Source organism: Brevibacillus sp. B_LB10_24 (genome assembly GCF_046036945.1).
GTDB lineage: Bacteria > Bacillota > Bacilli > Brevibacillales > Brevibacillaceae > Brevibacillus_C.
Genome location: NZ_JBJQOQ010000009.1, coordinates 157794 through 181492, shown reverse-complemented (window position 1 = coordinate 181492; position 23699 = coordinate 157794). Strand labels below are relative to the sequence as shown.

The window sequence follows — 23699 nt, the reverse complement described above, 5'->3', positions numbered from 1 at the left end:
CTCGGTCAGTTTTCGTTGGCTACTAAAAGCAACGATAAGTCGAGAAGCCCCCATTTCAGAAACCGTTAGGTTTTAAGTGGTGGGTAGTTCACTCAGCGGTCAAAAAACAGGGAGGGATTGCCCCATGCTGCCATCACGGAGATAATATGCCCATAAAAAAGGCGGTCTCTGACCGCCCCCTCTTTATCTCCGGCAAACAATAGGCCGTACAATTCTTTTCGTCTGCACCGATTTAGCATCTCTTACTGCTCTGGCAGTTGGTACGAAGAGCCTGAGCGGTACAAACACCATCTACCACGGTCGGCATCGCATTAAGGATCGCCGCAAATCTGCGGCAAAGCGGGCGAATCGCCATAAAAACACATCCCCCATTGATCAGATATCAATCGGGTATGTCTCAGGATTAGGGGAGTAAAGGCGATACATCCTGGGTAAATGACCGTTTCGCATCTAAATGCAGCACAAAAAAACCAGCACGCTTCGGCAATTCCGAAACATGCTGGTTTCATTTGATTCATCAGGCTTTTTGCGCCGTTTGCTTGGCCTTGTACTCTATCCGTTTGCGGTGCAGGATAGGCTCGGTGTAGCCGTTCGGCTGCTCACAGCCTTTCAGTACCAGTTCAACAGCCGCCTGGAAGGCCGTGGACTGCTCAAAATCATCAGCCATAGGGGTGTATGCAGGGTCCCCGGCGTTTTGCTGGTCTACCACCTTTGCCATGTTCTTCATGGTCGCGAGGACCTGTTCTTCGCTGACAATTCCGTGGCGAAGCCAGTTCGCCATGTGCTGGCTGGAAATGCGCAGGGTAGCCCGGTCTTCCATCAGCCCGATGTTGTGAATATCCGGCACCTTGGAACAGCCGATTCCCTGCTCTACCCAGCGAACCACGTAACCCAGGATGCCTTGGGCGTTGTTGTCCAGCTCCTGCTGGATTTCCTCCGGTGTCCACTGCGGTGTGGCGGCGACTGGAATGTCCAGGATATCGTCCCGGTAATCCCGAATCGTTTCCTTCAGTTTGTTTTGCACCTCGGTTACATCGATTTGGTGGTAATGCAGGGCATGCAAGGTGGCCGCCGTAGGGGAGGGCACCCAAGCCGTATTGCCGCCTGCCATCAGATGGCCGCTTTTTTGCTTCAGCATTTCTTTCATCAGGTCCGGCATCGCCCACATGCCTTTGCCGATCTGGGCCCGGCCCTGCAAGCCGCAAGCGAGTCCCACACTGACGTTTGACTGTTCGTAGCTTTGCAGCCATCTGGTGGTTTTCATCTCGTTTTTGCGAATCATCGGCCCAGCTTCCATCGATGAATGGATTTCGTCGCCCGTTCGGTCGAGGAACCCGGTATTGATAAAGGCGATGCGATTTTTTACCTGGTAAATGCAGGCTTTCAGGTTTAACGAGGTGCGGCGCTCCTCGTCCATCACGCCGATCTTCAGCGTATGCCGCTTCAAGCCGAGCAGGTCTTCGACGCGGTCAAAGAGTTCATTGGCAAACGCCGCTTCTTCTGATCCGTGCATTTTCGGTTTGACGATGTAAATGGAGCCTTTGGCGGAGTTGACAAAGCGTCCGCTCCGCAGCAGATCGTGCATGGCGATCAGGGAGGTGATCACTGCATCCATGATCCCCTCCGGCACTTCCTGTCCGTTCTGATCCAGGATGGCCTGGCTGGTCATCAAGTGGCCGACGTTTCGAACCAGCAGGAGGGAGCGTCCGGGCAGAATCAATTCCTCGCCGCGCGGGGACAAGTAGTGCCGGTCGGGATGAAGCGTCCGCGTCACCTGCTTTTGTCCCTTGGAGAACGTCGCCGACAGATCCCCTTTCATCAATCCCAGCCAGCTGCGGTATACCAATACCTTGTCCTGCGCGTCGACGGCTGCGACCGAATCCTCGCAGTCCATGATCGTAGTAACGGCCGCCTCCATGAGGATGTCTCTGACGCCGGCCGGATCTGTTTTGCCGATCGGATGGCTGCGGTCGATCTGGATTTCAAAGTGCAGCCGGTTATTGCGCAGCAGAACGGCCGAGGGATTCGCAGGTTCCCCATTGTAACCCGCCAGTTGGGAAGGGTCCGCCAGCGATGTTGTCTCGCCGCTGCCAAGGACGACAGACAGCTGTCCGTTTGCGATCGCATACTGCACAGCCTCTTTGTGAGAGCCTGCTTGGAGCGGGGCTGATTGATCGAGAAAATCCTTGGCAAAAGCGATAACCTTCTCCCCGCGAACCGGATTGTACATAGTACCCCGCTCAGCTCCGTCGTCTTCGTCGATCGCATCGGTTCCGTACAGGGCATCGTACAGGCTTCCCCAGCGGGCGTTGGCCGCGTTGAGTGCATAACGGGCGTTATTGACCGGAACGACCAGCTGCGGGCCAGCCTGGAGCGCGATGGCGTCATCGATTCCCTGCGTTTCAATCTCGAAATCCGCTGCTTCCGGCTCAAGATACCCGATCTCTTGCAAAAAGGATTTGTACCTGTCAGCATGAAAATTTCCTTTGTGATCCCGAAGCCACTGATCGATCAACTGCTGCAGCTCATCCCGTTTGGCCAAGAGGGCCTTGTTCTTTGGCGCAAGATCGTGGATTAGCTTGTCAAAACCCGACCAGAATGATTCACTGGACAGCCCGGTACCGGGAAGGGCTTCCGTTTGGATGAACTGATACAGAACGGATGCCACGCGAAGATTCCCTGCGGTTACGTATTGTTCCATCTGTTCTCTCCTCCTTCGTCTCTTGGAAAAGGTGCAGAATAGCGCTGTTACGGACTTTTTTTCATTGTACATGAGGTTTCTCTATGTTAAAAATATATATTTAGAAAGAACATTATGCATTTTCGTTATAAAGGTGGATTCCTATGGATATTCGACATCTGTCGTATTTTTCGGAGGTGGCGAAGCATTTAAGCTTCTCAAAAGCTGCCTCTGCCCTGCATATTTCCCAGCCCTCCATCAGCAAGGCGATCAAGAGCATCGAAGAGGAGTTGGGCGTTCCGCTGTTTTATCGTTCAACCAAGCAGCTGGAGTTAACTGATGCAGGAAAAGCGGTGCTGGTAAACGCCAAACACGTTCTCGAGTCATTTGACAATCTCACCTCAGAGCTGAATGACATCATGGAAATCAAAAAAGGGGAGATCAGGATCGGGATCCCCCCGATCGTCGGAGCGGCCTTTTACTCGAAATTGATCATCCGGTACAAAGCGCTGTATCCGGCCATCGATATCATCTTAACGGAAGTGGGAACGAAGACCATCAAGCAGGGAATCGAAGACGGCTCGCTCGATGTCGGATTAATCTGCAGCACTCCCGTTCAAAACGACAGCCTGGAAGCGATCAATCTGCTGAAAGACCCGTTAATGCTGCTTGTTCACAGGGATAGTGACCTGGCTGCCAGGCAGATGGTGCACATTTCCGACGTAAAAAATGAGCCGTTGATTTTGTACCGCAAGGATTTTTCTCTGCACGACCGGATTTTGGAGGAGTGCGCAAAAAACGGCTTCTCGCCAAAGGTCGTCTGCGAAAGCTCTCAAAAAGACTTCCTGATCGAATTAGTCGAGGCAAGATTGGGAGTGACGTTTTTGCCGGAGAAGATTTGCCGGGAGATTGCCAACCCAGAGGTTGTCGCCCTTCCTTTGCAAGGATCTGAGCTCGGCCTGGAATTGGGTCTGATCTGGAAAAAAGGCAGGTATTTGCCATACTGTGTGCGCCAATTTATCGAATTGACTAAGGAAATGAGGTCATGAAGGTGCGGTTGAGGTATAAACTGGTTAAATTATGCTGTTCATGTTGGAGAAACCCATTTCCCATGTTACTCTGAATAGGAAACAACGAGAAGTCAGACAAGCTTATGCTGGTAACAGTTAATAGTGGGAACTTGTTGCTGGAGGTTGGACGGAATGAACAAAGAGAATATCACGGATGATTTTTTCAACATAGAGATGGAGTTGTTCCAAAGCAAAGCGGAACTTACCGAATATCTCATTTTGAAACACCTGAGTCATAAGACGGAACCGGTGGGATCTTGGGTGCTGCAAACCATGCTTGCCCAACATCAGATCAAAGCGAGCACGGCCACCATCGGGCGAATGCTGAAAACCCTCGACAGCCGAAACCTGACAAGGCTCATCGAGAGTCAGGGAAGAGTGCTGACCGAAGAAGGCCAAACCTATATCGACCACCTGACGGAAGAGCTTGAGCGGATGCGCTATCACAAGCAGTTGATCAGCGCGGCCCAGCCCCACGATATCCAGGAGCTGATCGATCTGCTCAAAGCGAGAAAGGCCCTGGAGTGTGAAGGGGCTTATTTGGCAGCTTTGCGGAGAACGCCTGAGCATATTGAAGAATTAAAAAACCTGTTGAAGCTCCATGAGCAGTGTGTTTCGGAGCAGATGGATCCTACGTTCCATGCATTTGATTTTCATCGGAAGATAAGCGAGGCATCCCAAAACCGCTTTATTATAGCTGCCGTAGATATTTTGATTTTTGAGAACCAAAAGCTGGAGGGGAGCTTCAAAAACCTGGTCACCCGCAATCGCGGCTGTGATTACGGAGTGCATCACCACGCGATCGTGGAGGCGATTGTCGAGCAAGATTCTGAAGAAGCGGCCAAGCTCATGTCCCAGCATATGGAAGCCTTGATTGAGGATATTGAGCAGCAACGTCAGACCGTAAAGTAACATCTTTATGTATACCTGCTCCCATTGTTGCCGGTGGGTGCAGGTGTCAACATGGCAAGGTGTGGCCCCTGTCCCCGCTAGATGTGCAAAGTGTATCGATAAACCAACAAAAAAATATTTTTCTCATAATAGAAAATATATTGAAACGGCGAAAGTGTTTGCATATAATTAGGCTATCCTCCTCATCATTGATGAGGAGGTAATCTGACAAACATTCGTTAGGCAATCGTTGCACGGTATCGTTTAACCAAAAGGGGGGAACAAATGCGCAGGAAGACTTCCAAAACGACGATTAAAGATGTCGCCGAACACGCCGGTGTCTCGACCACCACCATCTCCCGGTACCTCAACGGGAGATATGAAGCGATGAGCAGCGATACCCGGGAGCGGATTCGGCATTCGATCGAGATGCTCGATTTTAAACCGAATCAGTTGGCCAGGGGACTGCGCAATGAACGCAGCAACACGATCGGTTTTGTCGTCGCGGACATCAGCAATCCCTACTCGGTTTCCGTCATCCAGGGATTTGAGGAGACTTGCGCCAAGCTGGGCTACAGCTTGATGGTCTGCAATGCCAACGAAGATCCGGAAAAGGAGAGCGAGTGCCTGAGAATGCTGGATTCGCGGCAAATCGACGGCTTGATCATCAATTCTACAGGCAAAAACAACGACTTGTTGTTCCGCTTGTCCAAGTCGATTCCCGTCCTTCTGATCGACCGGAAACTGCCGGAAATGCCGTTTGACACGGTTACGACCAATAATGTGCAGGGCATGCATTTGGCGATCAGCCACTTGCAAGAGAAGCAGTGCAATCACATTTCCCTGTTGATCGCCCATCCGGAAGGGATCAGTCCCCGATATGAGCGGGTCGTCGCATTCGAACAGTTTGCCCGGGCCCTGCACGATGTCCGCACGTCACTCAAGATTATTCACAGCTACCGCCAGGAGTTGGTGACGGAACATATCAAGGACCTGGTCACCAATAGGGAGGCAGGCGAACGGATCGGATTGATTCTGGGCAATGGCAAGCTTTCGCTGTCAGCACTAAAGGCCGTACACGAACTGAAATGCCAGGTCCCCAGGGAATTGCTGCTGATCGGGTTTGACGATCCGGAATGGGCATCGATCGCACGTCCAACGCTTACGGTGGTCGCGCAGCCAACCTATGAGATTGGCCGTCAGGCGGCGGAAATCATGATTTCGCGCATAACCAAAAACGAGGTGTATCTGCCGAAGACGGTTGAGCTGGCGATGCGATTGGTCAGCCGGGAATCGACGGATTTGTCCTATGACGCCGTTCTCTCCCGATAGTGCCGCATGTTCAAGTTGTTTATCGTTATACGATAACGTTAAACTTCCATTTTTTACAAGGGGGTAACGTCTCTTGAAGATCAAGATTATCAACCCGAATACCACGCCCTCGATGACGAGGAACGCGGAGATAGCAGGACAAAAGTATGCGCGGCCGGAGACGGAAGTGTTTGCCGTCAATCCAAAGACAGGGCCGGAAAGTATTGAATCCTACTACGATGAGTACCTGGCGATTCCCGGGCTGCTGGAGGAAATAATCAAGGGCGACCGTGAGGAAGGAGTTGACGCCTTCGTCATCGCCTGCTTTGGCGATCCGGGGCTTTGGGCGGCACGGGAAGTTACCGTCAAGCCTGTACTTGGCATAGCCGAGGCGGCGATTGCGACGGCGAAGCTGATCGCTCCCAACTTCTCCATCGTTTCCATCCTGGACCGGTCACGCCACATGTCCGAAGGTGTCGTGAGGATGCACGGGGCAGAAGGGTTTTGCAAATCGATTCGCTCTACCGGCCTTTCCGTGCTCGACTTTGAACGGGATCCCGAACGGGGACTGCAGGCGCTTGCCGAAACAAGCCGAAAAGCTGTGGAAGAGGACGGGGCAGAGTGCATTCTGCTCGGCTGTGCCGGATTTGTTACGTTCGTCGAGGATTTGCAGAAAGAACTGGGCGTTCCCGTGATGGACGGAGTCAGCCCTGCCGTTAAATTGGCAGAATGTTTGGTAGACATGGGCAGCCAGACGAGCAAGGCGCTGAGCTGGAGCGCACCCGAAAGAAAACAGCTGAAAGGGTTCTCGGAATTCTTGCTGCTCTAGGCAAAAAAAGGTGTTCGTCACAACCAAACGACCAGATAGAAAAGTGCGAAAGCAAAGGGAGGCAATTCGGATGAGTAAAAAGTGGGGTATGTTTTCGATTTTGTTTTACCTGTTTGCTCTTGTTTTAAGCGGATGCACGACAACGTCGCCATTTGACAGCACCAATCAAGCTGCACAGGAGCAAACGGGCGAGCCGTCTGCTCAAGCTCCGAAATCGGTTGACCCTGGAAAGCAGATCGTCATCGGAGTCAGCGTCAATGCACTGAGCAACATTCACAATCAGGAGATGTACGATTACACCGAACAGGCGATCAAGGCCGCTGGGTTCAAGCCGGTGATGGTGAACGCCAACGGTCTCGCCGTCCAGCAGGTTTCCGACATTGAAAACCTCATCCAGCAAAATGTAGACGTTATCATCATCCAAAACGGCGATACCGATGCGTTGAAAAATGTGGTCAAGTCTGCAGTGGACAAAGGGATTCATGTGATCAGCATGGATTCCGGCTGGATTCCCGGGGTCTCCGCCCTGTTTGCCAAAAACGACTTTGAAGTAGGCTCTTCCATCTACAGTATGCTGGCCGCAGAGATGGGCTTCGAGGGTGAAGTGATCACGATCAACCACAACGATCACCCGGCGATCCGCGCCAGACGCAACGTTCAGGATGCGGTCTTGAAAGAGTACGCCAACATCAAAAGAGTGGCCAACGTCACATCCGGTTTCCCCGGCACCGTCGAATTGGCCTATAAAGGGGTGGAAAGCTCTCTGCAAGCCCACCCGAATGTCAAGGCGATCTGGGCTACCTTTGACCTGGAAGCGGTTGGCGCTGCACAAGCTGTCAAGGCAGCGGGGAGAGACGATATCATCATCGCCGGTGTCGACGGGGAGAAAGAAGCCCTGCAGTTCATCAAAGAGGGCGGTCCGATCATCGCTACGGTTGTCGCTGACATGAAAACCGCATCCGAACAGGTGGTTCAAGTAGCCGAAAAACTGGCCAGAGGGGAACAGACAAACAAGTTTTATCCTATTCCATACAACATCGTAACGAAGGAAAACGTCGATCAATACCTTCAGTAGTCTTTCGCCGAGTTGATCATCTATCGCCCAATGAGTGAGGAGGGAGCGGGAATTTGGCTAGCGAGCAAAACAACGAAAACGTAATTGAGATGCGGGGTGTCAGCAAGTGGTTTGGCGGCATTCGCGCCCTGCATAACGTAAATCTCTCCGTAAAAAAAGGATCCGTCCATGCGCTTATGGGGGAAAACGGGGCCGGCAAATCAACGCTGATGAAAATCTTGAGCGGCGTCTATCGAAAAGATGAAGGAAACATTCTGCTAGACGGCAAGGTTGCCGAAATTCCAGATTATGCCGGTTCGCAAGCGCTTGGAATTGCCCTTGTGCCGCAGGAGCTGGCTCTCGTTCCTCGCTTTAGTGTCGCTGAAAACATCTTTCTAGGCAGGGAGCCCAGGCGTTATGGCTCCACCCTGGTCGACTGGAAACGCCTCTTTGCCCAAACGGAAACCCTGCTGAAAGAGCTAAACATCAAACTGAATCCACGGACGCCCGTGGATGAGCTTAGCGTCTCCGAGCAGCAAATGACGGTGATCGCAAAAGCCCTTTCCATGCAGGCCCGAATCTTGATCATGGATGAACCGACCGCCCGGCTGGGACACCAGGAAGCGATTCAACTGCTCGATTACATTCGCTATCTCAAGTCGCAGCAAATCACGGTCATCTACATTTCCCACCACCTGGATGAGATCTTCGAGATTTCCGATGAGATTACGGTTTTACGCGACGGAGAAACCATCTTGACCAAGAAGACGGGCGATTTTGACAAGGATGAACTGATCAGGCTCATGGTCAACCGCGATATCGAGCAGACGATCGCCAAAGAGCAGGTTCAGATCGGCGAGGAGCTCCTGCGTGTGGAGAATCTCTCCCGCAGTGATGTCGTGAAAAATGTCAGCTTTTCCGTCAGACGGGGAGAAGTGCTGGGAATCTCGGGTCTGGTGGGCGCCGGCCGGTCGGAAATGGTTCGTTCGCTGCTGGGCATTGATGCCAAAAGCTCAGGCCGCGTCTTTTTGGAAGGCAGGGAAGTTTTCCTGCGAAGCGTGAAGGATGCGGTCAAGGCAGGACTGGTCTTGGTGCCGGAAGAACGCCGGAGACAGGGAGTCGTCCTGGACTTGTCGGTACGCGCCAATATTTCCCTGGGCAATCTCGCCGCGTATAGCAGGGGAGGTCTTCTGCAGAAGGGGAAAGAGCGCAGCATGGCAGCCGACCTGGTGAAGAAGCTCAACATCAAAACCTCTGATATGGATCAACTGGTCGTCAACTTAAGCGGCGGCAACCAGCAAAAAGTCGTCCTGGCCAAATGGATGAACCGCCCCGTAAAAGTGTTCTTTCTGGATGAACCGACGAGAGGAATCGATGTGGGAGCGAAAAGCGAAATCTATCGATTGATCAATCAACTGGCCAGCGAAGGGACTGCTGTCGTGATGATTTCCTCTGAGATACCGGAACTGCAGGCCATTTGCGACCGTGTGCTGGTCATGAAAGAGGGACAGATTGCAGCGGAACTAGACAGGAGCGAGCTTCAGGCGGAAACGATTTTGTCGCATGCCATTGGAAGCTGACGGAAGGGTCAGTTCGAAAAGAGGGGGGTACTATGGAGACGATGATTTCCATTCAGGAAAACAAACAGCGATCAGCTTTTCACATATCGAAGTTTCTCAAGGTGTATGGTACTTTGCTTGGGTTTATCCTGCTTTGCATCGGTTTTTCAGCTCTCAGCCCTGCATTTGCCAGTTTTAGCAATGGGCTGACCGTTCTGCGCCAAATCGCCATGCTCAGCATTATGAGTGCAGGCTTAACCGCGGTGATGATTACGAAGCGGATCGACCTCTCTGTCGGGTACGTCTGCAGTGCGCTCGGGATCTTTATGGGCGCCTTGGTCGTGGACGCCGGCATGCCTCTACTCCCGGCGCTCTTGCTGACACTTGCAGCAGGTGCGGTGATCGGTCTGGTCAACGGATTTGCCATTGCCTACATGGGCATCCCCGATTTTATCGCCACGCTGGCGATTGGATTTCTGGTCTCCGGTTTGAATCAGGCGTATACGCACGGCCATCCGATTTCCGGCTTTCCCGCGGAGTTTGGCGTATTCGGGCAGTGGTACCTGTTGGGGATTCCGACGTCCATCTACATCATGGCTGGATTTCTCGTGGTCATGTTCGTCTTCCTCTACCAGACTCGTTATGGCCGATACATTCACGCTATCGGCGGGAATGAAGAGGCGACGATGCTCTCCGGTGTCAGCACGAAAGGAAATCTGGTTCTCTCGTTTGTCGTTTGCGGCATCGGTGTAGCTGTTACGTCAGTCGTACTGACCTCGAGGCTCGGGGCGGCCCACCCGCTATCCGGGGACGGGCTTTTGCTGGACGCCATCGCCACTGTTTTTCTCGGGGCAACCGCGTTTCGCAACGGTGAACCCAACCTCGCCGGAACCTTCATTGGCGCCCTGATCATCGGGGTGCTCAGCAACGGATTGACGCTGCTCAATGTACCGTACTATTACCAATCGGTTGCGAAGGGTCTGATTATTCTGTTTGCGGTATCCATCACCTCTTTGCAGCGAATGCGCAAAGCGTAGAACGAAAAAGGAAGGGATCAAACATGACAGTCGATTTAGTGGTTACAGGAAAAGTCGTTACGCACAGCGGAGTCAGCGAACATACATCTATTGCCGTCAAGGATGGAAAAATCGCGGCGATTGGCTCGAAGGCTGCAATGCCGGCTGCCGAGACAGAAGTGGACTACGGTGATTTGTTGCTCATGCCAGGGGTTGTGGACAATCACACGCACTCGCTGGGCGACAAGCATGAGGGGCACTGGAATTCAACCTCGGCTGCGGCTGCCGGCGGGGTCACGACGATCAATGACCATCCGCTCGATCTGCTCGAATTGGGCGGCCCCACGACCAACCCGCAGGATGTCGAATCGAAGGCGAAAGGAACCGCTTCGGAAGCTGTGGTCGATTTTACGCTGCTGGCTGCCGGGCTGCCGGAAAAACTGGATGACATCCCGACGATCGCAGACATGGGGGTCACGGGTTACAAAATGCTGATGCACGCAACGTCAGGGGCGGCCTCCTACGGCATGAGAGCAGTAGACGACGGGGAGCTGTACGCCATGTTCGAGCGGATCGCCCAAAGCGGGCAAACGGCGATGGTCCACGCTGAAAATGAATGGATCATCAACCATCTGGTGAACAAATGGACGAGCGAAGGGAAGACGTATCTGGCCGCCCACCACGAGACGAGGCCGGAAATGACAGAAATCGTTGCCATGTTTACCGCGATTGAAATTGCCCGCGAATTGAACTGCCGGCTGCATATCGTGCACGTCAGCAACCCGCGGGGGTTTGAATTGATCCACCAGGCAAGAAGAGAAGGAGTTCGGGTAACGGGCGAAACTTGTCCGCACTATCTCTTGTGCAACCATGACCGCTGGAGGGAGGTAGGGGCGCAGTTCAAAATCAACCCCCCGCTGCGCAGCGAAGAGAGTCGGATCGGATTGTGGAAAAGCATACGGGAAGGGAAGGTTCACTTGATCGCATCGGATCACGCCCCGCACCCGGAAAACCACCATCCCAATGTCTTTGACAATTTTTCCGGCAGTCCGGGGATTGAGACGATGCTGCCGCTCGTCTTCAGCGAAGGGGTGCATCAAGGGCATATCGGATTGGAAGATGTCGTCCGGTTATTGTCCTATCACCCGGCCAAACTGCTCGGCATCTATCCGCAAAAGGGCACACTGGCAGTCGGCGCGGACGCCGATATCGTCGTATTCGATCCGAACAAGCAGTGGGTGGTGGAAGGGAAAAAGCTGCGCGCCCAATCGGGCTGGTCGATGTACGAGGGGATGCCGGTGACAGGCAAGGTGCTGACTACCTATGTTCGCGGAACGAAAGTGTATGAGGACGGCACTGTGATTGGACAGCGGGGCCACGGGAAGTGGATCAAGAAATTTGCAAACTACCAATTGTAGGCCAGGTTTTTTATACCGAATCAGGGATGGTGTTGAGCGTGGAGGTAAACGGCGAGCGGCTTTGGGAACGAATTGCAGTGCTCGGCGAAATCGGCGGGATGCCTGACGGAGGAGTCAGCCGATTGGCGTTTTCACCTGAAGACCGCCAGGCAGTCGATATCGTGACGGGCTGGATGCGGGAGGCAGGCCTGGATGTCCGGACTGACGCAGCCGGAAATGTCTTTGGCAGACGGGAAGGAAGGGAAAGCGGACCGGTGGTGCTCGCCGGTTCGCACCTTGACTCCGTCCGCAGCGGAGGAAAATTTGACGGCGTCGCCGGGGTGTTGGCGGCCTTGGAAGCGGTTCAGGTCTTGTACGAAAACCGGGTGGAAACCAAATGGCCGATCGAAATCGCCATCTTTGTCAATGAGGAAGGAAGCCGGTTTCCCGGCGGCTTGATGGGCAGCCTGGCAGTGGCAGGGCGGCTCGGCGCGGATATGCCTTACCAGGTAAAAGACGACGACGGAGTCGCGTTGGCTTCTGCTATGGAGTCGTTTGGCGCCAAGCCCGATCAAATCCTGGCAGCAAGGCGGCCGGCGTCCGACTTCCGGGCATTCTTGGAACTTCACATCGAGCAGGCTCCATTTCTGGAGGAGACGGATACGCCCGTGGGCATCGTCTCGGGAATAGCCGGCCCCTATCAAATGCGAGTGAGAATAAGTGGCCGATCGGGCCATGCAGGAGCGGTTCCCATGCATCTGCGCCAAGATCCGATGGCTGCTGCCGGGCTGGTCATTGCGGAAGTGGAGCGCATCGCCCGGGAGACGGGGCCTACGACGCGGGGGACCGTCGGATACGTCAGAGCTTATCCAGGAGGGCATAATGTGATTCCCGCAGAGGTTGAGCTGACCGTTGACATACGCGACATCGACGCGCTGCAAAGACAACGGGCGGGTGAGCAGATTCAGGCCTACATCGCCGACACGTGTGCCAAACGAGGGTTAAGGCATCACATCGTCGTGACGCAGGATACGCCGCCGGTTCCGGCAGATTCCGGGATTGTCGGGCTGTTGGAGAAACTGGCGGAAGACTTGCAGATCCCTGCGATGATCATGCCAAGCGGGGCGGCGCATGACGCGATGGTCATGGCCGGTCTTTGTCCGATGGGCATGATCTTTGTGAGGAGCAAAGACGGTTTAAGCCACTGTCCGGAGGAATTCACCGCCAAGCAGGACCTCGCCATGGGGACGCAATTGTTGACAAACGCACTATACCAACTGGCAAATGACAGCTGGAGCAAGTAAACGGAGGGACAACCTATGAAAAGTTTGGCGCAAGCCCGCAGCAAGCTGCCCCGGTCGGGGATTCGCGAGATCATGGAGCATTCGGCAAAGCTTCCGGATGTGATTCATCTTGAAGTGGGAGAACCGAACGCCGACACGCCGGAACATGTGCAGCAGGCAGCCATCGAAGCGATTCGTTCAGGCTATACCCACTACACGGCAAATGCCGGATTTCCTTCGCTAAGAGATGCTATCTGCAGCCACTTAAAGCGGCAGTACCTGCTCACCGCACATCCCGATCAAATCGTCGTCACCCCGGGTGCGGTTACCGCGATTGCGGCGAGCCTGCTGGCTTTGGCGGATGCGGGGGACGAGGTCCTGATTCCGGACCCCGGTTGGCCCAATTACGAACAGATGGTCCTGAGTCAGGAGTCGACCCCGGTCAGATATACCCTCCACAAGGAGACGGGTTTTTTGCCGGATATGGCCGAGCTGGAGCGGCTGGTAACGGCGAAGACCAAAGCGATTATCATCAATTCGCCTGCCAATCCCACCGGGGCGATGTTTCCGGAGCAGACGCTCAAAGAGCTTCTGGCATTCGCGGGCAGACACGATTTATACGTGATCTCGGACGAAGTGTACGACGGCATCGTGTTTGAAGGCAAGCACTGCTGTCCGCTTTCGCTTGATCAGGAGGGGAGAGTCATCAGCGTCTTCGGCTTTTCCAAAAACTACGCCATGACAGGCTGGCGGGTGGGCTACGCAGTGGCTCCCTTGGCTGTCGCCCCCATGATCGCCAAGCTGCTGGAGCCGATGGTCTCGTGCGCCTCCTCTGTCTCGCAGAAGGCGGCCGAAGCGGCCATCAATGGTCCGCAGGATTTTGTCAAGGAGATGTCCGAGGTGTATAAACGGCGCAGGGATCAAGTCTGCGAGCTTTTTCAAAACGCGGGAATACAAGCGTACAGTCCCGCCGGGGCGTTTTACATGCTGGTCGACATCGCAGGAACAGGCATGGCTGGACGTGAATTCGCGCTGGCGCTGATCGAAGAGGAGAGAGTAGCCGCGGCACCCGGAGCAACCTTTGGCGCGTCGACGGAGCAGATGATCCGCATCTCGCTTGCTACCGAAGATTCGTTGTTGCTCGAAGGGGTGAAACGGATCTGCCGCTTTATCGCCGGCAAAACCAAAGGGTGAGAGGAAGCCGCGGCACACCAAAATAGAAGCGATAACGGACGATGCAGGGAGGAGAACATGCAGTGGATGTAGTTACTTTCGGTGAATCAATGGTCTTATTTAACCCGCTCTCTGTAGGACCGCTCAGATACGCCCAGCTGTTTGACAAGACGGTAGGCGGTGCAGAATCCAATGTAGCGATCGCATTGGTTCGGTTGGGACATCAGGCTGGTTGGATCAGCAGGCTTGGCAGCGACGAGTTTGGATTGTACGTGCGAAATTTTATCCGCGGCGAAGGAGTGGATACGTCGAGGGTAATCTTTGACGACCAGTATCCGACGGCCGTCTTTTTCAAGGAGCGGCAGGTACAAAAGGAGTCGAATATTTACTATTACCGCAAGCTTTCGGCGGCGAGCCGGATGATGCCGGAGGATTTGGATGAGTCCTACATCCGCCAGGCAAAAATACTGCATGTCACGGGAATTACGCCCGCGCTCAGCGACTCGTGTGAGCAGACGCTGCAGCGGGGGATCGAGATCGCCAGAAGCCATGGACTGCAGATAACGTTTGACCCCAATATTCGGCTAAAGCTGTGGAAGGCGGAAACGGCCCGAGCAAAACTTCTGCCTATTGCAAAACAAGCCGATGTTGTCATGCCCGGATTCGACGAAGCAAAACTGCTGACAGGAGAGTCCACTCCGGAAAAAATGGCTGCGTTCTTTTTGGAACTTGGCGCAAAAACCGTGGTCGTGAAGCTGGGCGAAAAAGGCGCTTATTTTGCCACAGACGCCGAAAGCGGTTATGTTCCCGGCTATCCCGTCGAACAGGTTGTGGATCCGATCGGAGCGGGAGACGGTTTTGCTGCTGGAATGATCTCCGGCATGATCCGCGGGTGGAATACACAGGCATCGGTGGAGTTGGCCAACAGAGTAGCTTCTTATGCCTTGACGGTCGTCGGCGATGTAGAAGGATTTCCGTTTTGGCCGCAGGTTGCTCCTGACGGGCAAAGGAACATCATTCATCGATAGCAGGGGAGGATGACGCGAGGCCGCTGATTTTATTCGGGCAGGAGCCGCTGCCGTAGGAGTCGGGAGTCATCTGCTGCCTTCTCTGGACGATTATAGCGCAATCGAAGCGCAGTCACGGAAGTTTGTCGCGCTGGTAGAATCGGCAAGAAATGGCATGGCAGGATAAGTGCTTCCCAAAACATTCAGAATGGATTTGTTTGATAAAAGGCTGGAGGCCCCTCCGTCTGGCGGGATCATCCAGCCACTTTGTCGTGTAACAGTAGAGAAGTGAATGTGCCAAGGAGATGGAGCTGATAAGCTTGGAGTGTATATCGATAAACCAGAAAATTTATTTTCGAATAATAGAAAATATATTGAAAGTACGCAATCATTTAAATATAATGGAATCACCTGCTCATCCATGATGAGGTGGTGATGAAAGGCCGCTGAATGACCTTGGCTCTTTTGTTTGGCGCGGCTTTTTCCCGATCGTGCTGCGCGTCCGGGTTGTTCATCGTTATGCGATAACGTTACACGTACACTTTTTACAAGGGGGACCGTGTCACATTGATCAGAGAGCACCAACCGAATACCACACCCTCCATGAGAGGAAAAGCGGAGACAACAGGATATCTCCACGTCGTTGATGAGGAGATAGAACAGGTCAACTTGTTTGCGGCATTCCTTCCGCCAAAGTGGTTGAAGAATGTTGATGATAAAAAAGGGGAGGGTTCATTGTATGAAAAAAGCCTTACTTATTCTCGCGCTCTTTATCTTGGTCGCAACAGGTTGTTCGCAGGCGGCCAATACCACCGTGCAGCAGGAGCAGTCAACGATTCAAAAAGTACTGGAAAGAAAGAAGCTGATCGTTGGTTTTGGCCTCGGAGACATGCCCTTTCACATGAAAAACAAGAAAGAAGAATGGATTGGCTACGAGGTAGATTTAGCGAACGCCATGGCCAAAGCACTGAACGTTGATCTGGAGTTTAAACAGTACGATTTCAGCGCTCTCATTCCGGCATTGCAAAACGGCAATATTGATCTGATCATTTCCGCCTTGACCATACGTGGAGATCGCGCCCTGGCTGTAAGCTTTTCCGACCCTTATTACTCCACGGGACAGGCACTTTTGATACCGAAAACAGACAATGTGACAAAGAGCTGGCAGGATCTTGACAAACCTGGCAAAGTGATCGCCGTCTCTCAGGGATCTACCGGCGCGCTCCTGACAAAGGAAATCATGAAACATGCGGAAATCAAGGATTTCGACGATCTGACGAATGCAGCGATGGCAGTTGGACAAGGAAGAATGGACGGACTTATCTTCGATGAAACAGCGCTTCGCATATACGAACTTATGTATCCGGATAACGTCAAGGGCATTTACGACCTGATTTCTTCCGAGAACTTAGGGATTGCTGTCAAGAAGAACGATCTGGACAGTATACTCTGGCTAAATGCCTTCCTGTCTTCCTACAAAAACAGTCCTGATGATATCGCTTCTCACAACAAGTGGTTTGAATCAAATGAATGGCTGGGCGAAGTACCGCAGACCAAGCAATAGAGCGAATGGTGATGGGAAATAAAGGGAGGGGAAGGAATGGGATTTGATTGGAGTGTCATCCTTCAAAACCAGGATCTTTTCGTCAAAGGGATCTGGTTAACATTAAAAATTTCCGCATTGTCGCTGCTTTTTAGCATTCCAATCGGAATTGTAGCAGGGCTGCTGAGGATTTCAAAAAACCGCGTCCTCTCTTTTATCGCTACCTGTTATGTGGAAGTGATTCGAGGGGTGCCTCTACTGGTCTTACTCATCTGGATTTACTTCGTCATCGGGAAAGTTCTGCACCTAGATGACTATTGGTCTGCTGTAGGAGGGCTTTCCTTCTTTTCCGGAGCGTTTATTGCGGAAATTGTCCGATCCGGAATTCAAGCCGTTCCCAAAGGGCAAATGGAAGCAGCCCGCTCCTCCGGCATGTCGTACCTGCAGGCTATGAGATTTATCATCCTGCCGCAAGCATTCCGTCGGGTACTGCCGCCAATGGCTTCACAATTTATTATTTTGATAAAGGATTCCTCTCTCGTCTCTGTTATCTCTGTGGTCGATCTTACATTAATCGGAAAAAACATCGTGTCAACCACATTCCGCTCGTTGGAAGTGTGGACATTTATCGCCCTCATTTATTTCGTGATGACCTTCACTCTTTCGCGGGTGATCCATTTCCTTGAGAAAAGGTATCGTGTCGTAGAGTAAATGGAAACAGCGTGAGGAAAGGGGAGAAAATCGTGATTTCAATTGTGAATGTTGCAAAAAGCTACGGCAAGCATAAAGTTCTGCAGGATATTCACCTGGAGGTACCTAAGGGCCATGTCTATGCTCTGATCGGACCAAGCGGAGCGGGGAAAAGTACGCTTATTCGGGCCATCAATGCCTTGGAGAGCATTCAGCAAGGGGAAATCGTCGTCGACGGTCTGCAGGTTCATCACAAGACTACGGATATCAATAAAGTGCGGGCAAACATCGGTTTCGTATTCCAATCGTTCAACCTGTATCCTCATTTGACTGCTTTGGAAAATGTCTCAATCGCTCCTGTCAAAGTGAAAAAGGTAAACAGGGAGGAAGCGGAAGCAAAGGCCAAAAGCCTGCTCTCCTCGCTCGGGCTGGGGGAAAAGATCTCATCCTATCCCGGTCAACTCTCCGGAGGGCAGCAGCAGCGGGTTGCTATAGCAAGAGCGTTGGCGATGGATCCGAAAGTCATGCTGTTCGATGAGCCGACATCGGCACTGGACCCGGAAATGGTCAAGGAAGTGCTGGATGCCATCCGCCATCTGGCCGCCACGGGCATGACAATGGTTGTCGTTACCCATGAGATGGGATTCGCCAAAGAAATTTGCAATAACATTGTCTTTATGGCAGAGGGAAAAATAGTAGAAGTAGCCCCGCCTGATCAATTTTTCAGCAATCCGCAGTCAGACCGGGCAAGGGATTTTCTATCGAAGGTTTTGGAGCATTAAAGGATTGAGTGATTTGAACCTAGAACCATACGTGAGAAGGGAGCGGTGCACATGCTGGACATACTCATTTACAACGGGACTGTGATTACGATGGAAGGGAAAGGAGTCGGGGTGATCGAAAACGGTGCCGTCGGAATCAAGGAAAATCTCATTGAGGTTGTAGGTGATTCAGATGAGGTCGCAAAAGCGTACAAGGCACATCGGTATATCGATGCAGCAAGCAAAGTGGTGATGCCGGGGCTGATTGACGCACACATGCATACGGGTATAGCCATCCTGCGTGGATTGTCCCAGGATACGGACAACTGGATGGAAAAGGGGCTCTGGCCGTTTGTCAAAGAATTGACGCTTGAAGACCACATCACAGGTTCGCTGGTCAACATTATCGAGGCAGTGAAAGCCGGAACGACCACCTGTTGTGACTACGATTCCCATATGGGGGAGATTGTCAAGAATCACGTTGCGGTAGGGACGAGAGCCCGCGTTTGCGAAACGGTTAATGAAATGCCGGACGAGATGGGCAATCGAACAGTCGGCGATCTATATCCGCTAGACCCTGTTATCGGACAGAAGAAACTGCAGGCAAACATAGAGTTATTGGAAGATTGGCACGAGAAAGAAAACGGACGAATTACCTGCCTGCTCGGTCCGCAGGGGCCGGATATGGTCTCGGCGGAGCTTTTACTGGAAATAAAGCGGTTGGCCGAGCAATATGACACCAAGATTCACATGCATGTGGCCCAGGGAGACAGGGAAATCAACCAAATGGTAAAAAGATACGGAAAAAGAAGCATCCCGTATCTAGAAGAAATCGGCTGCCTAAACGAGCGTCTGCTGGCCGTCCATTTGACCGAAGCAACGCGGGAAGAGACGCAGCGATTGGCAAAGTCGGGTGCGTCCATGATCCTTTGTTCCGGCAGCATTGGGATAATAGACGGCATCGTTCCTCCGGCAGCAGATTTTATTGAACTGAGCGATAAACTGGCGCTAGGCTCTGATCAGGCCCCGGGCAACAACTGCAACAATATGTTTAACGAGATGAAGTTTACCGCCATCCTGAACAAGTGCAAAGCGAAAGATCCCCGGGTGTTTCCCTCGTGGAAAGTGCTGCGGATGGCTACGATCGACTCGGCTCGAGCAATCGGCTTGGAGAACGAAGTCGGTTCGTTAAAAAAAGGGAAGAAAGCGGATGTCATTATTGTTGATTTCAACAATCCGAGCCTGGTTCCGATCATTCAGGAGCCGATCCGCAATATCGTGCCAAACCTGGTCTACTCCGCGAAAGGCAGTGAAGTGGAGACGGTCATTATTGACGGCCGGGTAGTGGTCGATAATAAAATCCTGCTTACAGTAGACGAGAAAGAAGCCGTAAAAGCAGCTCAAATGGCGGCAAAAAATCTCGGGAAAAGGGCGATCGATGCGGTTGTCGGCTTGGAGACGCCAATCGCCAACATGATGGCGGAAGGATACCTGTAAAAAGCACGTTTGCCCCTGCCTTTCACCGGATAACGATCTGTCCGGGACAGTGGTTACATAAAAAATGCATGTAGAACGGTGTTGTATGATAAAAGGCTGGATGAACCCTCCGTTTGGCGGGACCATCCAGCCAATTTGTTCTCCCTTTTCCACTCTATTTGGTGGAAATAACAAGTCGGCGGGATGGCTGGAAAAAGCAAAATCTGAAAAGGCGCCCATCGATCTCACGACCTGACCATCCAAGATTCTCAACTTTGAACAGCAAATCGCACTGGAGGCGTATGAATTTGAGCATTTCTCACAGATTGCTGACTTCGGACACGCATGGAAGCATATGCCGTTATGCTTTTTCACACAGGAACGTTTGACGTCTTTTCGATGCCCAGCTTCTCCATTCGGCGAATCAGGGTGGCGTGCGGCAGCTGCAGCATAGAGGCGGCCTGGCGAATGCTTTTTGACTGTTTGAGCGCTTCTTCGATCACCTGCTTTTCAAACTGGTCAAGCTGCTGGCGCAAGCCTGCGGAAGAACGCCGGCCCTCGCTGCGGATGCCGGATGACTGAAGATAGGGGGGGAGATCGGATAAGCGAATCGATTCCTCTTCGACCGTAGCATACAGACCCTCCAGACAGTTGCGCAGCTGACGGATATTGCCGGGCCAGGAGTAATGAAGCAGCGCCTCCCTCGCTTCCGGCGAGAAGCTTTTGCTGCCGGTTCCGTAAGCGGCGGCCAACTGGGCGGAAAACCCTTCGAGAAAATCGGGCAGGTCTTCCGGTCGTTCGCGGAGCGGCGGTATGACAAAATGAACCACCTGCAGCCGGTAAAACAAATCTTCGCGGAATTTCCCTTCTTCCACAAGCCTGCTGAGATTCCGGTTGGTGCAGGCGATCACCCGCACGTCGATCGTTTTCGACCACGATCCGCCGACCCGCCTGATCTCCCGCTCCTGCAGGGCACGCAGCAGTTTCACCTGCATCAACGGGGACAATTCGCTGATTTCGTCCAGCAGAATAGTTCCCTTGTCTGCCTGTTCAAACATTCCCGGGCTGCCTTCCTTTTTGGCCCCGGTAAACGCACCGCCTTCGTAGCCGAACAGCTCGGATTCCGCCAGCGCATCGGGAATCGCCCCGCAGTTCAGCCGGATAAACGGCATGCCGGCGCGGGGGCTCTCCTCATGGATCAGCGTGGCGATCACTTCCTTGCCGACGCCTGTCTCGCCCTCGATCAATACGGTACACGGGTGAACCGCAACGCGGCGGATCATCGCAAGCGTACGGGAAAAACGGGCGTTTTTCGATGTCAGGCGGGCAGGCGGATGATGGACGGGTGTGGAGAGAAACATAAAGACCCTTCTTTCTCGGAAAGATTGGCAAAACGCTAAAAAGCCTCTTCGAAATTGGATGACTAGGGGGGACAGCCCGCTTTTCATCCAGTGCTGTTTTCAATTTCGGATCAAATGTTGGTTCGGATATGATACAATTACATGGTAAATTTATCGCGAATTTTCGTCAAATATTACTTTTTGGTTTATTTTCGAAACAAAATGGGTTGTTGTCTTTTTGAAAAGTCTGTTAAAATGGCTTGTTTCAAGCCTTTTGGTTATTGGCACGAAAATTGCATAATACAAATCTTCCAAGGGGTGTCTTTATGGACGAGAAAGATTTCCAGCGTTATGTTCAGCAACTGATCCAGGAGCAAAATATTCGAACTGTTCGCGTCGCCGTGACTGACAATTCAAACATCCCCAGGTCCCGTTTTGTGCCGGCCCGGTTTTTCCTGGAGAAGGTGATGAGGGAGGGGCTTACTTTTCCCTCCGCGCTTTATTCCATGGATACATCCGCCGAGCTGGTTGAGGAGGCGGGCGACGGTTACGCAGGAGGCTATCCCAGTTGGCTGATGAAGCCTGATCTCAGTACGTTTGTCGTCCTGCCCTGGGCCAATCAGACGGCCCGTGTGATCGCCGATCTGTTCGACTATGCAGGCGAGCCGATCGCGGAATCCCCGCGCTATCAGTTGGAACGGGTGCTTCGGGCGTACGAGGAGGAGGGCTTTCGGGTACGGGGCGCCTTCGAATTTGAATTTTTTGTCTATAACAAGATGACGCAGCAGCCGGCCTGGAGCGGCCTTAACTGCTATTCCGACGTAGTCCAGGCGGAGGTGGCGGACATCCTGGAAGACTTGCAGCAGGGGCTCGACGGCATCGGCGCCGGTCCGGAAGTGGCCAACACGGAATACGGCTCGGGACAGTTTGAAGTTACCAACTCCCCCTTTGAAGGCAAAGCGATCGCCGATATGGCCTATTTCTACCGGATGGGAATCAAGGAAATCTTGAGCCAAAAGGGCTGGCAGGCCACTTTTATGAGCAAGCCGGACGAGCGGCTGAGCGGGAGCGGCGGCCATGTCCACCTTTCGCTGCTGGATCGGCAGGGACGCAACCTGTTCTACGATCAGCAGTCCAATGATGGTCTATCCGCTTTGGCACGCTGGTTTATCGCCGGGCAAATCGAGCATGCCGATGCAGTTTGCGCGCTTTGCAACAGTACGGTGAACAGCTACAAGCGCCTCGTCTCCGGTACGTTTGCCCCCACGCATGCCGCCTGGGGCTACGAGCACCGCAGCGCGATGATCCGGATTCCGTTTGCCAGAGGGGAAGCGGGAACCCATTTGGAAAACCGGCTGCCCGGGGCAGATACCAATCCGTATCTGGCGATGGCGGCGATTCTGCTAGCAGGCCTGGATGGGATCCGCAGGCGGCTGGAACCGCCGGCCGCAGCCACTGGTGTCGATCTCTACCGCCAGCCTGGCGGCCATCGTCCTTTGCCGGCCAGACTTGATCTTGCTGTGGAAGCGCTCTTGTCCAATGAATGGTTCACCCAATTTTTCGGTTCCCGCTTCATCCAGCACTATGCCTCCCTTCGCCAGAATGAGTGGCAGAGGTATCAGCGCAGTGTGAGCGAGTGGGAGCGAAACGAGTATTTTCATTTGTTTTAACAGAACAACAGGAGGTTGATGAAAGATGAATCGGATCAGCAAAGAGCATCTCATTTACGCGATGTCGCCGGAAAACGAACCAGCCTTGCGCGTTACATCAGGCAGCCGGGTGGTGTTTGAAACCTGCGATTGCTTTGAAGACCAGATTACATCCGCCGATATGGAGTTTGGCGAACTGGATTGGAACCGGATCAATCCGGCGACCGGCCCCGTCTATGTGGAAGGAGCCGAACCGGGCGATATCCTTGCCGTCAAGATTGAAAAAATCAACATCGCCAGCCAAGGCGTCATGGTTACCGGTCCCAATCTGGGCGTGATGGGCTTTGATTTTACGCAGAACACCATTCGGATGGTGCCGGTGGAAAACGGCTGCGCGGTGCTCGCCGAAAACCTGAAAGTCCCGATCAATCCGATGATCGGCGTGATCGGTACAGCACCGGCGGGCGAAGCAATCTCCTGCGGTACGCCCGGCGACCACGGCGGCAATCTCGATTGCAAACAGAACCGGGAAGGCACGACGCTGTTTTTGCCGGTCAACGTGCCGGGAGCGCTGTTTGCCCTTGGCGATTTGCATGCCGCCATGGGGGATGGGGAAGTGGCTGTCTGCGGCGTAGAAGTGGCCGGAGAAGTGACGGTAACGCTTGAGGTAATCAAAGGGAAGAAATGGCCGCTGCCGATGGCGGTAAACAAAGATCACCTCATGACGCTCGCTTCCGAAAAGGAGCTGGACGCAGCCGCAGACCGCGCCGTTGTCAACATGGTCTGCTTCCTGCACGAAGAACTGCAGATAGCAAAAGAAGAAGCTACCTTCCTGCTGTCTGCCGCCGGCGATTTGCGCGTATGCCAGATTGTCGATCCGCTCAAGACAGCACGTATGGAGCTGCCGCTCACTTTTGCCAAAGCAGCCGGATTTGACGCTGATATTTATCTTGTAAAGTAGGGTGAACAA

The 23699-nt window shown here is 53.1% G+C and carries 20 protein-coding genes; 17 read left to right on the top strand and 3 right to left on the bottom strand.

What is annotated here, in order from left to right; all coding sequences use genetic code 11:
- Positions 1-517 precede the first annotated feature (517 nt).
- The gene (locus ACI7RC_RS11260; protein ID WP_408108334.1) at positions 518-2701 is read right to left on the bottom strand and encodes a malate synthase G; all 2184 of its coding nucleotides are present in this window, start codon (positions 2699-2701) and stop codon (positions 518-520) included.
- A gap of 143 nt (positions 2702-2844) precedes the next feature.
- Here ACI7RC_RS11260 and ACI7RC_RS11255 point away from each other — a divergent pair, with 143 nt between their 5' ends.
- The 11 genes from ACI7RC_RS11255 to ACI7RC_RS11205 all read left to right on the top strand — a co-directional run bounded on the left by ACI7RC_RS11255 (position 2845) and on the right by ACI7RC_RS11205 (position 15291).
- Positions 2845-3729 carry a LysR family transcriptional regulator gene (locus ACI7RC_RS11255; RefSeq protein WP_408108333.1) on the top strand — a complete coding sequence of 295 codons (885 nt, stop codon included), beginning with the start codon at positions 2845-2847 and terminating at the stop codon, positions 3727-3729.
- A 153-nt stretch (positions 3730-3882) separates the two neighbouring features.
- Complete coding sequence (locus ACI7RC_RS11250; protein ID WP_408108332.1) at positions 3883-4662, top strand: FCD domain-containing protein; 780 nt, start codon at positions 3883-3885, stop codon at positions 4660-4662.
- 264 nt (positions 4663-4926) lie between these two features.
- Positions 4927-5973, top strand: a complete 1047-nt coding sequence (locus ACI7RC_RS11245; RefSeq protein ID WP_408108331.1) for a LacI family DNA-binding transcriptional regulator — start codon at positions 4927-4929, stop codon at positions 5971-5973.
- Positions 5974-6046: 73 nt separating this feature from the next.
- Positions 6047-6781, top strand: coding sequence for an aspartate/glutamate racemase family protein (locus tag ACI7RC_RS11240; protein ID WP_408108330.1), 735 nt, complete (start codon positions 6047-6049; stop codon positions 6779-6781).
- 70 nt (positions 6782-6851) lie between these two features.
- On the top strand, positions 6852-7856 hold the full coding sequence (locus ACI7RC_RS11235; protein ID WP_408108329.1) for a sugar ABC transporter substrate-binding protein: 1005 nt from the start codon (positions 6852-6854) through the stop codon (positions 7854-7856).
- 53 nt (positions 7857-7909) lie between these two features.
- A complete protein-coding gene (locus ACI7RC_RS11230) occupies positions 7910-9415 on the top strand; it encodes a sugar ABC transporter ATP-binding protein (protein WP_408108328.1) in 1506 nt (501 codons plus the stop codon).
- Positions 9416-9447: 32 nt separating this feature from the next.
- Entirely contained in the window at positions 9448-10431 is a 984-nt protein-coding gene (locus ACI7RC_RS11225) for an ABC transporter permease (protein ID WP_408108327.1), read from the top strand.
- A 23-nt stretch (positions 10432-10454) separates the two neighbouring features.
- Complete coding sequence (locus ACI7RC_RS11220) at positions 10455-11828, top strand: dihydroorotase (protein WP_408108326.1); 1374 nt, start codon at positions 10455-10457, stop codon at positions 11826-11828.
- Between the two features lie 38 nt (positions 11829-11866).
- Positions 11867-13111 (top strand): Zn-dependent hydrolase, encoded by a 1245-nt coding sequence (locus tag ACI7RC_RS11215; protein ID WP_408108325.1) that lies wholly within the window; start codon positions 11867-11869, stop codon positions 13109-13111.
- A 15-nt stretch (positions 13112-13126) separates the two neighbouring features.
- Entirely contained in the window at positions 13127-14284 is a 1158-nt protein-coding gene (locus ACI7RC_RS11210; RefSeq protein ID WP_408108324.1) for a pyridoxal phosphate-dependent aminotransferase, read from the top strand.
- 62 nt (positions 14285-14346) lie between these two features.
- Positions 14347-15291 (top strand): sugar kinase, encoded by a 945-nt coding sequence (locus ACI7RC_RS11205; protein WP_408108323.1) that lies wholly within the window; start codon positions 14347-14349, stop codon positions 15289-15291.
- Between the two features lie 90 nt (positions 15292-15381).
- Here ACI7RC_RS11205 and ACI7RC_RS11200 read toward each other — a convergent pair whose 3' ends face one another.
- Complete coding sequence (locus ACI7RC_RS11200) at positions 15382-15855, bottom strand: hypothetical protein (RefSeq protein ID WP_408108322.1); 474 nt, start codon at positions 15853-15855, stop codon at positions 15382-15384.
- A 154-nt stretch (positions 15856-16009) separates the two neighbouring features.
- On the opposite strand from ACI7RC_RS11200, the gene ACI7RC_RS11195 reads away from it, so the two are divergent.
- From ACI7RC_RS11195 to ACI7RC_RS11180, 4 genes are read left to right on the top strand one after another with little or no spacing between them, the layout of a single operon-like run.
- Positions 16010-16834 carry a transporter substrate-binding domain-containing protein gene (locus ACI7RC_RS11195; protein WP_408108321.1) on the top strand — a complete coding sequence of 275 codons (825 nt, stop codon included), beginning with the start codon at positions 16010-16012 and terminating at the stop codon, positions 16832-16834.
- A gap of 36 nt (positions 16835-16870) precedes the next feature.
- Complete coding sequence (locus ACI7RC_RS11190) at positions 16871-17524, top strand: amino acid ABC transporter permease (protein ID WP_408108320.1); 654 nt, start codon at positions 16871-16873, stop codon at positions 17522-17524.
- Between the two features lie 32 nt (positions 17525-17556).
- Positions 17557-18285: an amino acid ABC transporter ATP-binding protein gene (locus ACI7RC_RS11185; RefSeq protein WP_408108319.1), complete on the top strand. Its 729-nt coding sequence runs from the start codon at positions 17557-17559 to the stop codon at positions 18283-18285.
- 51 nt (positions 18286-18336) lie between these two features.
- Entirely contained in the window at positions 18337-19761 is a 1425-nt protein-coding gene (locus tag ACI7RC_RS11180; protein WP_408108318.1) for an amidohydrolase family protein, read from the top strand.
- Between the two features lie 350 nt (positions 19762-20111).
- Here the strand turns inward: ACI7RC_RS11180 and ACI7RC_RS11175 are convergent, their stop codons facing one another.
- Positions 20112-21101 (bottom strand): sigma-54 interaction domain-containing protein, encoded by a 990-nt coding sequence (locus ACI7RC_RS11175; RefSeq protein WP_408108317.1) that lies wholly within the window; start codon positions 21099-21101, stop codon positions 20112-20114.
- A gap of 305 nt (positions 21102-21406) precedes the next feature.
- On the opposite strand from ACI7RC_RS11175, the gene ACI7RC_RS11170 reads away from it, so the two are divergent.
- Complete coding sequence (locus ACI7RC_RS11170; RefSeq protein WP_408108316.1) at positions 21407-22750, top strand: glutamine synthetase family protein; 1344 nt, start codon at positions 21407-21409, stop codon at positions 22748-22750.
- Positions 22751-22775: 25 nt separating this feature from the next.
- On the top strand, positions 22776-23690 hold the full coding sequence (locus tag ACI7RC_RS11165) for an acetamidase/formamidase family protein (protein WP_408108315.1): 915 nt from the start codon (positions 22776-22778) through the stop codon (positions 23688-23690).
- Positions 23691-23699 lie beyond the last annotated feature (9 nt).

What these genes read in the sequence shown, in the direction of transcription:
- ACI7RC_RS11245 (WP_408108331.1), top strand. Translation starts at nt 4,927, where the DNA reads ATGCGCAGGAAGACTTCCAAAACGACGATTAAAGATGTCGCCGAACAC.
- ACI7RC_RS11235 (WP_408108329.1), top strand. Translation starts at nt 6,852, where the DNA reads ATGAGTAAAAAGTGGGGTATGTTTTCGATTTTGTTTTACCTGTTTGCT.
- ACI7RC_RS11195 (WP_408108321.1), top strand. Translation starts at nt 16,010, where the DNA reads ATGAAAAAAGCCTTACTTATTCTCGCGCTCTTTATCTTGGTCGCAACA.
- ACI7RC_RS11180 (WP_408108318.1), top strand. Translation starts at nt 18,337, where the DNA reads ATGCTGGACATACTCATTTACAACGGGACTGTGATTACGATGGAAGGG.
- ACI7RC_RS11175 (WP_408108317.1), bottom strand. Translation starts at nt 21,101, where the DNA reads ATGTTTCTCTCCACACCCGTCCATCATCCGCCTGCCCGCCTGACATCG.
- ACI7RC_RS11220 (WP_408108326.1), top strand. Translation starts at nt 10,455, where the DNA reads ATGACAGTCGATTTAGTGGTTACAGGAAAAGTCGTTACGCACAGCGGA.
- ACI7RC_RS11260 (WP_408108334.1), bottom strand. Translation starts at nt 2,701, where the DNA reads ATGGAACAATACGTAACCGCAGGGAATCTTCGCGTGGCATCCGTTCTG.
- ACI7RC_RS11190 (WP_408108320.1), top strand. Translation starts at nt 16,871, where the DNA reads ATGGGATTTGATTGGAGTGTCATCCTTCAAAACCAGGATCTTTTCGTC.
- ACI7RC_RS11170 (WP_408108316.1), top strand. Translation starts at nt 21,407, where the DNA reads ATGGACGAGAAAGATTTCCAGCGTTATGTTCAGCAACTGATCCAGGAG.
- ACI7RC_RS11210 (WP_408108324.1), top strand. Translation starts at nt 13,127, where the DNA reads ATGAAAAGTTTGGCGCAAGCCCGCAGCAAGCTGCCCCGGTCGGGGATT.
- ACI7RC_RS11250 (WP_408108332.1), top strand. Translation starts at nt 3,883, where the DNA reads ATGAACAAAGAGAATATCACGGATGATTTTTTCAACATAGAGATGGAG.
- ACI7RC_RS11165 (WP_408108315.1), top strand. Translation starts at nt 22,776, where the DNA reads ATGAATCGGATCAGCAAAGAGCATCTCATTTACGCGATGTCGCCGGAA.
- ACI7RC_RS11225 (WP_408108327.1), top strand. Translation starts at nt 9,448, where the DNA reads ATGGAGACGATGATTTCCATTCAGGAAAACAAACAGCGATCAGCTTTT.
- ACI7RC_RS11255 (WP_408108333.1), top strand. Translation starts at nt 2,845, where the DNA reads ATGGATATTCGACATCTGTCGTATTTTTCGGAGGTGGCGAAGCATTTA.